8 protein-coding genes are annotated in these 12,782 nt (G+C 72.5%); all 8 read left to right on the top strand.

The window, feature by feature from the left end; genetic code table 11:
• Nucleotides 1-185 precede the first annotated feature (185 nt).
• Nucleotides 186-1,520 (top strand): TolC family protein, encoded by a 1,335-nt coding sequence (locus D3869_RS20740; protein WP_247895815.1) that lies wholly within the window; start codon nt 186-188, stop codon nt 1,518-1,520.
• Nucleotides 1,517-3,199, top strand: a complete 1,683-nt coding sequence (locus D3869_RS20735) for an ATP-binding cassette domain-containing protein (RefSeq protein ID WP_137141709.1) — start codon at nt 1,517-1,519, stop codon at nt 3,197-3,199. Before D3869_RS20740 ends, D3869_RS20735 begins: the two co-directional genes overlap by 4 nt.
• Nucleotides 3,196-4,560, top strand: coding sequence for an HlyD family type I secretion periplasmic adaptor subunit (locus tag D3869_RS20730; protein WP_137141708.1), 1,365 nt, complete (start codon nt 3,196-3,198; stop codon nt 4,558-4,560). Before D3869_RS20735 ends, D3869_RS20730 begins: the two co-directional genes overlap by 4 nt.
• Before the next feature lie 181 nt (nt 4,561-4,741).
• Complete coding sequence (locus D3869_RS20725; protein ID WP_137141707.1) at nt 4,742-7,828, top strand: ABC transporter substrate-binding protein; 3,087 nt, start codon at nt 4,742-4,744, stop codon at nt 7,826-7,828.
• Entirely contained in the window at nt 7,825-8,220 is a 396-nt protein-coding gene (locus D3869_RS20720) for a hypothetical protein (protein ID WP_137141706.1), read from the top strand. The genes D3869_RS20725 and D3869_RS20720 overlap by 4 nt, the downstream gene beginning before the upstream one ends.
• 16 nt (nt 8,221-8,236) lie before the next feature.
• Nucleotides 8,237-8,686 carry a hypothetical protein gene (locus D3869_RS33175; RefSeq protein ID WP_175426538.1) on the top strand — a complete coding sequence of 150 codons (450 nt, stop codon included), beginning with the start codon at nt 8,237-8,239 and terminating at the stop codon, nt 8,684-8,686.
• Nucleotides 8,683-9,408 (top strand): hypothetical protein, encoded by a 726-nt coding sequence (locus tag D3869_RS20715; RefSeq protein ID WP_175426537.1) that lies wholly within the window; start codon nt 8,683-8,685, stop codon nt 9,406-9,408. Before D3869_RS33175 ends, D3869_RS20715 begins: the two co-directional genes overlap by 4 nt.
• Entirely contained in the window at nt 9,396-12,686 is a 3,291-nt protein-coding gene (locus D3869_RS20710; protein WP_247895814.1) for a type VI secretion system protein, read from the top strand. The genes D3869_RS20715 and D3869_RS20710 overlap by 13 nt, the downstream gene beginning before the upstream one ends.
• The last annotated feature ends 96 nt before the right edge of the window (nt 12,687-12,782 follow it).

Here is a 12,782-nt window from a genome sequence, read left to right as displayed (position 1 = left end):
ATTCGACGCATTTTTAGGTATTTGGATACTGTTTTGTCCTAAATGAGTATGAGAGTTCTCGACTAAGATCATCATCGCTGTAGGCCGAACGGCCTAAACATGCGGCGATCTCCAGGACCCTCATGCACAAGTTTTGTCTTATCGCCACGGTTGCGCTTCCGCTCCTGACCGGAGCGCCACAATCTTTGGTTGCGGCTCCGCGTGACGAGGTGGTGGCGCTGATCGGCAAGGCGACGGAGACCCACGACCGCCTGCGCGGGGCGGAGGCTGCCGCCGACGGGGCCCGCAACGCCCTGCGGGTCAGCCATGGCGGCTGGTTCCCGACGCTGAGCCTGTCGGCCAACGGCGGGCGCGAGAGCACGACCAAGCCGGCCGGCCTGCCCAACACCGACATGAACGCCTCGCAGTTTTCGGCGCGGGCGACGCAGCTGATCTGGGACTTCGACGCGACCAACGCCGACATCCGGCGCGCCCAGGTGACTCTGGTCCGCGCCGACATCGCGGTGGAGCGCACCCGGCAGGAGCTGCTGGTGGAGGGCCTCACCGCCTACGCCGGACTCGTCCGTGCCCATCAGCTCCTCGCCTTCGCGCGCCAGTCCGAGGACAACATCCGGCGCCAGACCGGGCTTGAGGAGGTGCGGCTTCAGGAGGGCTTCGGCTTCTCCACCGACGTTCTCCAGGCCAAGAGCCAGCTGGCCGGCGCCCAGGCGCGCCGCGTCGCGGCGGAGGAGGCGACGCAGAACGCGCAGAGCCGCTTCCAGGCCTTCTTCGGCCATGTTCCCTTCCAGGTCAGCAACGCCCAGGTCCTGGCGATGACGCGCGCCGGCCTGCCCGTGTCGATGGACGCGGCGGTGGAGGAGGCGCGCCGCCACAACCCGCGCCTTCAGGAACTGGCCCTGACCACCGCGGCGGCGCAGGAGGCGGTGACCGCGGTGCGCGGCCGCACCCTCTACCCGCGGATCGACGGTTTCGTGGAACACAACATCAAGCGCGACGTCGCCGGGCAGTCCGGGCGGCAGAACGAGCTGCTGTTCAAGCTCCAAGTCACCTTCTCGCTGAACACCGGCCTGACCGCGCTCAACAGCATCCGGCTGGCCGAGGCCGACCTGCGGGCCGCCGACGCCACTTGGGCCGACCAGGAGCGCACGGTGCTGGAAACCGTCCGCAACAGCTGGAACCGGCTGGAAAGCGCCCGCGCCCAGGTGCAGCTGCTGAACGATCAGGCGAGCCTCGCCGCCGGCTTCCTCGACGTGGCGCGGTCGGAGCGCGAGCTGGGCACCCGGTCGCTGATCGACATCCTGTCGGGCGAGACGACGCTGATCAACGCGCGCAGCGACGCCGCCGCGGCGGAGACGGAGCTGGTGCTGGCCGGCTACCGCCTGCTCGCCGCCATGGGCCGGCTGAAGGCCGCCGACATCCAGACCAAGCCGATGCCGAAGCTGGCCCCGATGGGCCGCGGCGCTTTCCGCGATCAGGGTGGGCGCGATCAGGGCCGGCGCGGCACGGGAGACCAGCGATGAGCGGCGGCGCCATCGGTCTGCTGGTGCTGCGGCTGCGCGCCAACCTGCGGCTGACCGCCCGCGTCTTCGCGGCGTCGCTGGCGGCGAACCTGCTGGGGCTGGCCTCGTCCTTCTACACGATGCTGGTGCTGAACCGGTACGTGACGCACGGCGTCGACTCCACGCTGGCGGCGCTGACCGTCGGCGTCGTCCTGTCCATCGCCTTCGAACACCTGTTCCGCCACGTCCGGCTGGGCATCGCCGGGCGCATCGGGCGGGCCGAGCACGAGCGTCTGACCACCGGGGCCTTCGGCATCCTGATGACCGCGCGCAGCGGCGCCGGATCGGCGGAGGGCGACGCGGCCCGGCGCGAGGCGCTGCGGGCGCCGGAGCAGATCGACTCCGCGCTCGGTTCCGCCAACTTGGCGACTCTGTTCGACCTGCCCTTCGCGCTCGGCTTCATCCTCGTGGTGGCGCTGATCTCCTGGCCGCTCGCGGCGATCTGCCTCGTCTTCACGCTGCTGGCCATCGCCGCCGGGCTGCTCGCCCAGGCGGACATGCGGACGGTCGGGCGCGACCTCGCCCAGGCCGGCGCCGACGCCCAGGGTCTGGTCACCACCGCCATCGTCGGGCGCGACGCGGTCGCCCTGTTCGGCGGCGCCAAGCCGCTCCTCGGCGACTGGCAGCGCGCGGCCAAGGCGCTGCGCGTGGTCCGCGAGCGCATGTCGATGCGCCAGGGCCGCGCCCAGTCGGCGGCGCAGAGCCTCCAGGCGCTCCAGGGCGTGGCGGTGATCGCCACCGGCGCCGTCCTGGTGGTGCGCGGCGAACTGGACGTCGGGTCGCTGATCGGCATCAACCTGCTGGTCGGCCGCGCGCTGGCCCCCTTCACCCGGCTGGCCCAGATCGGCGAGTCCCTGGCGATGGCCCGGCAGGCGCAGGCGCGGCTGGAGCAGTTCGCCCGCACCGCGGTCGAGCCGACCGGCGGCACCAGCCTGCCCCGCTACGCCGGCACGCTGGAGCTGCGCGACCTGACCTTCACCCCGCCGGGCGGCGTCACGCCGCTGCTGCGCCGGCTGAACCTGTCGGTGCCCGCCGGCAACATCCTGGTGCTGAAGGGCCGCAACGGCTCCGGCAAATCGACGCTGATCCGCCTGATCGCCGGTCTGGCCGACCCGCAGGAGGGTGCCGTGCTGGCCGACGGCGTGGACATCCGCAAATTCGCCCCTTCCTGGTGGCGCCAGCAGATCGGGCTGCTGCCGCAGGAGCCAGTGTTCCTCAACCGCACGATCCGCGAGAACCTGCTGCTCGCCAACCCGCGCCTGTCGGAGACGGAGCTTCACGCCGTCCTGCACCGCGCCGGGGCCGACCGCACAGTGGCCGACTGCGCCCAGGGACTCGACACGCCGCTGCGCAACTTCGGCCACGAGCTGCCGACCGGCCACCGCCGCCGGCTGGCGCTGGCCCGCGCCCTGGCGGTCGGCGGGCGGCTGATCCTGCTCGACGAGCCGACCGACGGGCTGGACTCGGAAGGCACCGCCACCGTCTACCGCACGCTGATCGAGCTGGCGCGGAGCGGCCACACGGTGATCATCGCGTCCCACGATCCGCGCATCCTCCAGGGCGCCTCGCTGGTGCTCGACCTCGACCAACCGAATAGCACAGTGGCCGCCCGTGAAGCGGCGGGGCTGGTGACGCCATGAAGCCGCTTCCCCTGCTGACCCGCAAGCCCGCCGCCGGCCCCGCCCTGTCCGGGCCGACCGCCATTCCCACTCCCCTTCTGGGAACGGAACCCGCGGACACCGAAAGCCGCTTCGGCGACGGCCTGTTCGCGGTCAGCATCGCTGCCTTCCTCGCGGCACTCGGCTGGGCGGCCATCGCCGAGCTGAACGTCTCCAGCAGCGCGCCCGGCGACGTGGTGCCTCTGTCCTACAACCAGTCGGTCCAGCATTTCGAGGGCGGCATCGTCCGCGACATCCTGGTGCAGGAAGGCGATTCGGTCACCGCCGGCCAGGCCCTGGTCGAGCTGGACCAGACCAAGATCCGCGCCGACCTGGAGGAGTTGAAGCTGCGCCTCGGCTCGCTGTCCGCCGACACCGCGCGGCTGGAGGCGGAGGTCGGGCGCCGCGAGGCCATCGATTTCCCCGAGCGGCTGCTGCGCGAGCGGCCCGATCTGGTGGCGCAGACCCGCGACCTCTTCCGCGCCCGCCGCGACCGGCTGGCCTCCGACCTCGACATCCAGCGCCAGGACATCGCCCAGCGCGAGCAGCAGGTGGCCGCCGTGCGGGCGCGCATCGGCGGCTCCCAGGTGGCGCAGGGCCTGATCCGCGAGCAGCTCTCCATCAGCGAGACCCTGCTGAAGCGCGAGATCACCAACCGCATGAAGCACCTGGAGCTGCTGCGCGACGACGCCCGCGTCAGCAGCGCCATCGCCGAGGACCGCGCCACCCTGGCCCAGGCCGAGGCGGCGCTGGCCGAGGCACGCAGCAAGCTGGTGTGGATCAGCCGCAAATACGAAGAAGAGAGCCGCAACGCCCTCGACGAGGCCCGCCGCAACCACGACGAGCTGTCGCAGCGCCTGACCCGTTACCAGGACAGCCTGGACCGCAGCAGCCTGCGGGCACCCATGGATGGCATCGTCAAGACGCTGGCCGTCTCCACCAAGGGCGCCGTGGTCAAGGCCGGCGAGACGGTGGTGGAGCTGGTGCCGCGCGACGGCAAGCTGGTGGTGGATGCCCGCCTGCCGGTGCAGGACATCGGCTATGTCCGCCCCGACCAGCCGGTGGTGGTGACGCTGGCCGGCGGCGACGCCTCGCGCTTCGGCCACATCGAGGGGCGGGTGCGGACGATCAGCCCCGACACGCTGCTCGATGCCAACAAGCAGTCCTACTACAAGGTCCGCGTCGAGCTGCCGGTGACCCGTTTCGACTACGGCGGCAAGACCTACGAGCTGTTCCCCGGCGTGCGCGTGACCTGCAGCATCCTGACCGGGCGGCGCACCATCCTCGACTATGTGTTCTCGCCGGTCCTCAACGGCCTCCAGCACGCGATGCAGGAGCAATGAGGATGCGCGCGCCGATCGCTGTTTCCCCTCTCCCCCCTGGGGAGAGGGTCAGGGTGAGGGGGTTGCGCGTGTGCCGGATGCACCGCCACGCGCAACCCCCTCACCGGCCCTCCGGGCCACCCTCTCCCCAGGGGGGAGAGGGTTATTTCCACCCCGACACGGACCGCCCGAGGCCCACCCCATGCTGAGCTCGCTCCAGCCCCGCTCCCGGCCGCCGCTGCGCTGGTCGCACCTGACCAAGAAGGCGCGCTTCGCGCTGATCCTGGCGGCGGCGATGCTCGTCACCGTGCTGGTCTCCCTGGTCGTCCGCGCCGGCTTCCTCGGCGACAGCGCGCGCGAGCCGCTGACCGTCGCCGTCGTCGGGCCGCTCAGCGGGCCGGACGCGGCGCTGGGGCTGGCCCTGCGCAAGGGGGCGGCGCTGCGCGCCGACACCATCAACGCGGCGGGCGGCATCGCCGGACGCCCCGTGGTGATCAAGCCCTTCGATGACGAGGGCGACAAGGGCAAGTCGCTGGAGATCGCCCGGCGTGTCTCCAACGATCCCTCCGTCCTCGCGGTGATCGGCCACACGCCGGACGCCGCCGACAGCGCGACGGCGATCTACGCCCAGCGCCAGATCCCGCTGATCGCCCCGCGCCCGCTGATCCGCCCGGCCGACGCCGCGCCGAGCCCCTGGCTGTTCAGCATCACGCTGGACCGCACGCACGAGACGCGCTTCCTCGCCAACTACGTGCGCAACGTGGTGGGCGAGCCGACCGTCGCCATCGTCCGCGAGGACAGCGAGCAGGCGGCATCGCAGGCCGGGCAGTTCGACGCGATTCTCCAGCGCTTCGGCACTAAGCTGGTCGGCCAGTGGACCTTCGCGCCGGGCCGCGGCGGTGCCGGCGCCCTGCCGGCGCTGGCCCAGGCGGTGAAGGAGAAGATGCCGACCGGCGCCGTCGTCGTCATCGGATCGGCGGTGGACAGCGCGCGGGTGGTGGTGGCGCTGCGCGACGCCGGGGTGCGCAACCTGATCGCCGGCAGTTCGGAGATGGCCTCGTCGGCCTTCCGCACCGAGATCGTCGCCCAGGCCCAGGCCAACCCCAAGGCGCTGACCCCGGAAGCCTACGGCCACGGCCTGCTGGTGTCCTCGCCCGTGCTGTTCGACACGGCCAACGAGCGGGCGCAGCGCTTCTACGGTCAGTATGTGAAGCGCTTCAACGCGGTGCCCGACTGGGCGGCGGCGCTGGGCGCCGACGGCGTGGACCTGATCGCCGGCGCCATCGCGAAGACCAACGTTGCCACCGGCAAGCCGGACGGCGAAGCGCTCCGCCGCGCCATCGCCGACCACGACCGCGCCGAGACCGCCTTCCAGGGCACGGTCGGCACCTGGACCTTCGACAGTCGCGGCCAAGCCACACTGCCGGTGATGATGGCCTCCTACAACGGCCTGAACCCGGTGGCGGCGCTGACCCAGCTCCAGCCGATCCGCGAGGCCGGCGTCTCCAACTTCCTGGAGGAAGTCACCAAGGGCCGGGCGCTCTACGTCAACGACCGCTTCATGTACAAGACGGACGTCATCTACACCGGCGTCCAGCTCCACGAGATCCGCGACCTGAACCCGGACGCCAACGAGGCGACGCTGAACCTGACGATCTGGTTCCGCTACCGCGGCGCCTTCAACCCGGCGGACGTCGTCTTCACCAACGCGGTCAAGCCGGTCGAACTGGGCAAGCCCTACCGCGAGGAGCGCGGCGAGGTCACCACCTACGTCGCCTACCGGATCGAGGGGCGCTTCGCCCTGAACGTCTTCGACCAGCGCCCGCCTTACGGCAGCCAGACGGTCGGCGTCAGCTTCCGCCACCGGACGCAGAACCGCAACACGGTGATGTTCGTCACCGACGTTCTCGGCATGTCGCTGGTCGACACCAACGACTTCGTGGAGAAGCTGAAGGCGATGGCCGCGGCGGAGACCGCGTCGGCCGCCGATCCCGGCCTCGCCGACCGCTTCCGCCGCGCGCTGGAGGGCGAGAGCGAAAGCTCCACCCTGCTCGACCAGCTCCGCGCCAAGCGGGTGCTGGCCCCGTCGCCCGGCTGGCGCCTGTCGCGCGCCTGGATCTCGCAGGACGTCGCCTCGGTCGGCAGCGAGGGTGACCCGAACTATGTCGGCTTCGGGCGCCCGCAGCCGGACTTCTCGCGCGTCGACTTCGGCGTGGTCGCCACCCCGGACGCCCCGGCGGCGCGCGACTTCATCCACCGCGACTTCTTCGTCTACATCGCCATCTTCAGCGCCGTGCTGGCGGTCTTCGCCGCCTTCATGGACCGCCGCGACCGCGGCCAGTTCTGGAAGATCCAGACGCTGTTCATGCGCATCCTGTCCTGGCCGCTGCTGCTGATGTCCGTCGGCAACATCGTGCTGGACCAGGCGGTGGCGACGCTGCCGCCAAGCGGGATCGCCATGGTGGTGAACGGCGTCAACGTGCTGTGGTGGATCGTCCCGGCCATCCTGGTCGACCGCACGCTGGAGCGCTTCGTCTGGACCCCGCTGGAGATCCGCACCCAGCGCAAGATCCCCGGCATCGTCCGCCGCTTCTCCACCCTGATCGTCTTCGGCTTCGCCGGCTGCGGCATCATCGCCTTCGTGCTGAAGCAGCCGATCACCAGCCTGCTCGCCGCCTCCGGCCTCGTCGGCATGGTCATCGGCCTCGCCATCCAGGCCAACATCGCCAACGTCTTCTCCGGCATCGTCCTGAACATCGAGCGGCCGTTCCAGATCGGCGACAGCATCCAGATCACCGATCTGGTGCGCGGCGTCGTGGTGGACATGACATGGCGCACGGTGCGCATCCGCAACGTCGCCGGCTTCATCGTCGCCATGCCCAACGCCAAGGTGTCGGAGGCGACCGTCGTCAATTTCAGCGCGGTCGACCGGGTGTCGATGAAGCTGGAATATTACGCCGACGCCCGTCACGACCCCGGCCAGATGGGCGGCCTGCTGACCACCGCCCTGCAGAACGCCGACAAGGTGCTGCCCAGCGCCACCGGCGGCCCGCCCTTCGTCCGCTACGACGGCATCCGCGGCGTCAACGGCCAATGGCTGTGCAAGTACAACCTGTTCTTCTGGGTCGAGGACTACGACGCCAGCTTCGTCGTGCCGGAACTGGTCTGGCGGTCCGTCTACCGCACGCTGGCCGAGGCCGGCATCGAGCCGACCCCGCCCGACCTGATGGAGGCCGCCGGCCCCGCAGCGGTCGCCACCAACGCCCAGCGCAGAGCGATTCCGGCATGAGCAAGAACACCCCGATGATGCGAACCCTGATCGCCGCGACGGCGCTGCTGCCGGTCCTGCTCGCCGGGACGGGCTGCGCGCCGCTTGGCAGCGACCGCCCCGGCGCGATCCTGGAGAAGGTGGCCGACGGCGACTATGACGTCGGCATCCGCTACCCCGCCAAGCGCGCCCGCTACGTGATGATCGTGGAAGAGGATGAGGACGGCTTCGTCGTGACCAACCGCCCCGCCGGTGCCCGCGAGGTGGACACCGCCCCGGCTCCGGTGGTGGCGCAGCCGCAGCGCAACGACCGCGTGCTCGCCCCCTGCGCCGAGGCGACCGGCAACTGGTACCGCCATACCCCGGCGGGCTATGTCTGCGTCGGCCAGTCGGCGCCCGGCGGCGGTGGCTGATATGAAGCGCCTCGCCATGATCCTCGCTCTCACGATTGCCGGCTGTGCCGCGGGCGTCCCCGCGCCCGGTGCGGGGCGCGCCGACGCCCCCGTGCTGCGCATCGTCGCCGAGCCCGACGCCAACGGGCGCCGCCCGGTCGCGGTCGACGTGGTGCGGGTGGCCGACCCGGTGCTGGCCGGACGGCTGGCCGGGCTCGACGCCGCGGGCTGGTTCCGCGACCGCGAGGCGCTGAGCGCCGAGGCTGGCAACCGCATCGCCATCGCCTCCTGGGAGATGGTGCCGGGGCAGAGCGTGCTCCTGCACAGCCTGCCCCCCTTCGCCACTACCCCAACCCGAACCCTCGTCTACGCGCTGTACGGTGCGCCCGGCGCCCACCGGCAGACGCTGGACGGCGCCGGCGCCCTGGACGTGCGGCTGGGACGGGAGAGTTTCACCGTGGCCCCGTTGACGGAGGGAACGCCGTGACCGCCCAACCCGCCCTGGCGCAAGCCAACCCGGCGAAGGCGCCCCCCGTGGGGACCAAACCCGCCGGCACGCTGGCCCTGTTCCGCGCGTTCCAGGAGGATCTGCTCGCCGGCTGCGCCGACGCGCAGGCCCCGGCGGGGGCGGTGGCCGACCGCCTGACCGCCACGCTCCACGGGATGAGCGCCGCCGCCGTCTCGCAGGGGCCGGGCGCGCACGGCACGGTGGTCAAGGCGGTCTTCGCCATGGCCATGCTGGCCGACCGCGCGCTGGCCCAGACGCGGCCCGCCGACGCTGTTGTCTCCAGCCGCCTGTTCGGCGCGAACGCCACGCTGCAGACCCTGTTCGTGCAGGCTGACGACCTGATCCGCCAGGGCGCCAAGGCCGACCGCGCGCTGGCCGCCGTCTATCTCGCGGCGCTGGCGCTGGGCTTTCCCGACGACGCCCAGGCGACCGCCCGCCGCCCCGCCCTGCACCGCATCGTCGTCGGCGAGCGCGCCGCGGCCAGCCACCCGAGCCCACGCGCCTGCGAACCGCCGGACGGCGCCGTGCCCGGCTACCTCGCGCCGTCCGGGCGACGCTGGTGGTGGGCGGTCGGCGGGACCGCCGTGCTGTTCCTCGTAATCTCGCATCTGCTGTGGGCCGGCGCCGTCGGCGGCATCCAACGCGATCTGAGCGGCGCCCGCGCCGCGGTCGAGGACATGGGGCTGTCATGGTCCTACTGATGCTCACGCTGGAGCTGGTGCTTTCCACCATCGGCTCCGCCATCGTCTATCTGCTGTCCTTCGCCGTCACGCTGGCGCCCTACGCGCTGCTGGCGCTGCCGCTCTACATTTTCTACCGCCTCGGCCGGATGGTCTGGCCGAAGCTGCGCGGCTGGCGGCGCAAGCCCGCCGCCAAGGCTGCCGCCGGCCGGAAGGCGCCCGCGCGCCGGGCCGCCCCGCCGGCGCCGCTGCGCGTCCGCGCCGAGGCGCCACCGCCGAAGAAGGCCGCCGCCGACACGCCGCCCAACGCCCGCGTCTACGGCGAGGGGCTGGACATCCTGACGCGGCAGATGCGCGGTCCCCTGCGCCGGGGCGACATCCCTTGGTTCCTCGCCTTCGGCGTCGGCGGTCCGGCTCTGCTCGCCACCGACCCGACCCATGTCCGCTGGCCCGAGGACGGCAACGGCGAGAACGGCTGCTGGTGGTTCTGCGAAGGGGCGGCGATCCTGCACGCCGGCGCCGATTCCGCCGACGGTTCCCGACTGGGGGCGTCCTGGCCGGCGCTGGTCGCGGCGATGCGCAAGCGGCCGATGCGCCGCCCGCTGGACGGCGTCCTGCTGATGGTCGGCGCCGACGAGCTGCGCGCCGCCGCCGAACGCCCCGGTCCGCGCGACGCGCTCGCCAAGCGGGGCGCCGCCCTGCGGGAGCGCCTGCGGACCCTGCGCGACGACCTCGGCGTCGTCGGCCCAGTGCATGTGGTCGTGGTCCGCGCCGAGGCGCTGGACGGCTTCACCGACCTCTGCGCCGCCATGCCGTCGGCCCTGCTGGACGGCGTGCTGGGGTGGACCAACCCGCAGGACTGGGCCAAGCCCTTCGAGCCGCGCCGCATTGACGAGGCGTTCGAGGCCATCGCCGCCGACATCGCCGTTCTGGAGGCCGACGCCTTCGCGGCCGGCACCGCCGGGGTGCGGCTGCCGCTGCTGCCGGCAGCCCTGGACACGCTGCGCCATCCGCTGGCGCTGTTCCTCGACGGCGCCCTCGGAGGAGATGGGAGAGGCGACGACCAGGTGGAGCCCTTCCCACTGCGCGGCATCGCCCTGACCGGTGCCTACGCCCCGGCCACCGGCGGGCGCCGTCCGGTCTTCGCGCGCAACCTGCTGCCGGGCCGCGCCTTCGCCGAGGCCGGCTACGGGCGGCCGTCCGACGCCGCCTACCAGCAGGCCCACAAGCGCCGCCGGATGGCCCAGGCCGCGCTCGCCGCCTCGGTCGCCGGCCTGTCGGTCGCCGCGTGGCAGGGCGTCTCCAGCGTGTCCGCCGGCAGCCCGCCGGTCGCCGCCGCCACCGCCGACCTGCGCCGGGCGCTGCTGGCGCGCGACGCCGCCACCGACGGCCCCCTGGTCGGTCGGGTGATCGCCGCCACGGCGGTGATGGAGCGCAGTCCCCTCGCCACGCCGCTGCTGCCGACCTCGCTGTTCAGCACCTTCGACGAGGACAAGAAGCGGCTCGCCTCCGTCACGCTGCGCCGTTCGGTGCTGCGGCCGATCCGCGACGCCCTGCTGCCCAGCGCCACCATGGCCGACCTGCCGCCGGTCGCCAACCCGCAGCGGGTGGAGGATCTGCCCGCCTTCCGCCGGCTCGCCGAGCAGCTCGACCGCATCGGCGGGCGGCGCGACGCGCTGGAGCGCTACGGCCGCTTCCGCCGCAACAGCGGCTTCGACGAGCTGAACGCGCTGGCCGAAAGCGTCTACGGCGCCGTTCCCCGGTCGCCGATGACGGCGACGGACGGCTACATCACGCGCATCGCCGCGGGCGCCGACCTGCCCAACCTGGACGCCCGGACCATCGCCGCGGCGGTGCGCGCGGAATCGGTGCAGCTCGCCGCCCCGCTGGCCGAGGAGCTGTACGGCCGCAACCCGCTGCGCCAGCGCGCCGAGGCCCTGGCCGAACGGCTGCGCGGCCTGCCGGAGACGCCGACCGCCGAGGATGTCGACGACGTCCGCCGCCTGACCGGCGCCGTCGCCGAAGCCGTCGTCTGGCCGATCGCCGGCGCCTTGCAGGACCCCGCCCGCGGTCTGCCCGACGCGATCCGGGTGATGCTTCAGAAGGCGGCCATCGCCGATCTGCCGGGCCGCGACACCACCGACCGCATCACCGAGGCCCTATCCACCGCCGCGACCGGCGCCCGTGCCGCCGTCCTGGCGCTCGACGCGCCGCAGACCGGAACCCTGTTCGCGGTGGGTGACGGCGGAATCCTGGTCCTGAACCCGGCGGTGACCGCGCTGCCGGACGCCCTGGCCGCCGCCCTGCCCGCGCCCGCTCCGGACGCTCCGCCCGCCGAAGCCGTCAAGCCAGCCGAAGCCAAGCCCGCGGCATCCAAGCCCGTGGAACCGAAGCCCGCGGAACCAAAGCTCCTTTCGCCCGAAGCGGAGCCGGCCAAGCCGGTCGCTGCGGCCCCTCCTCCGCCTCCGCGGCCGGCCCCGTCGCCGGAACCCGCGGCGCCGCCGCCCGCCGTCGTGGAGCTACCTGCCGTCGTGGCGCACCTGCCGCTCCCGCCCAGGATGCCGGTGGAAACCCCGATCCCGGACGGCGACGTCGCCCTGTCGAAGCTGTCCACCGCCTTCGCCCAGACCCTCGCCGGGCGCTTCCCCTTCGTCGGCCCCGAACAGGCGCGTGGCGCGCCGGACGCCGATCCGCAGGACGTCCGCCGCTTCTACCGGCAGCTCGACGACCACCGGGCGGCGGTGATGCGGACCGCGACCCCGGAGATCGCCGCCTTCATGGAGCGGATGGAGGCCGCCCGCCCCCTGCTGGAGGCCGTCGCGCGCCCGGCGCCGATCAGCGTCCGCCTCACCTACGGCGCCAACCGCGCGCAGGAGGTCGGGGCGGAGCACATCATCGACTGGTCGGTGCGCTCCGGCGCCAGCGCGGTGGGGGCTTCGGCCAACGGCGGGACGCTCGCCTGGACGCCGGGCCAGCCGGTCCTGCTGACCGCCCGCTGGGCCGCCGGGTCGCCCTTCCGTCCGAAGGGTGCGCCGGCGGGCGGAACCGCCGCGGCGACCGGCGACACCATCACCCTGGCCGAGCGCGGGCCGTGGGCGCTGCTCCGCCTGCTGAAAGGCCACACCCCGTCATCGTCGCGGGACGGCCTGCTGCTGCGCATCGCCCTGCCCACGCAGACCATCGGGGGACAGCCGGTGCGCGACACCGTCCTGGTGCTGGGCGCGGCGGTCGGCGCCGGGACGCGCAACGAACTGCCAGCGCGCGCCCTCGACCTGCCGACACGCTTCCCGCAAAGGTAGCGGAGGCCAATACACAAAGAAAAGCTCATGATGAACTTTGTTACAATTCGCAGAAAGATGATGAATCTTCCAACAAAAACCCCGACGGTGGTCATA

This window comes from Azospirillum brasilense, from assembly GCF_005222205.1.
Taxonomy (GTDB): domain Bacteria; phylum Pseudomonadota; class Alphaproteobacteria; order Azospirillales; family Azospirillaceae; genus Azospirillum; species Azospirillum brasilense_G.
The sequence above is the reverse complement of the archived record's forward strand: the minus strand, read 5'-3'. Positions and strand labels throughout refer to the sequence as shown.

Coding starts and splice junctions, on each gene's coding strand:
- D3869_RS20735 (WP_137141709.1), top strand. CDS start 1,517: ATGAGCGGCGGCGCCATCGGTCTGCTGGTGCTGCGGCTGCGCGCCAAC.
- D3869_RS20730 (WP_137141708.1), top strand. CDS start 3,196: ATGAAGCCGCTTCCCCTGCTGACCCGCAAGCCCGCCGCCGGCCCCGCC.
- D3869_RS20725 (WP_137141707.1), top strand. CDS start 4,742: ATGCTGAGCTCGCTCCAGCCCCGCTCCCGGCCGCCGCTGCGCTGGTCG.
- D3869_RS20720 (WP_137141706.1), top strand. CDS start 7,825: ATGAGCAAGAACACCCCGATGATGCGAACCCTGATCGCCGCGACGGCG.
- D3869_RS33175 (WP_175426538.1), top strand. CDS start 8,237: ATGATCCTCGCTCTCACGATTGCCGGCTGTGCCGCGGGCGTCCCCGCG.
- D3869_RS20710 (WP_247895814.1), top strand. CDS start 9,396: ATGGTCCTACTGATGCTCACGCTGGAGCTGGTGCTTTCCACCATCGGC.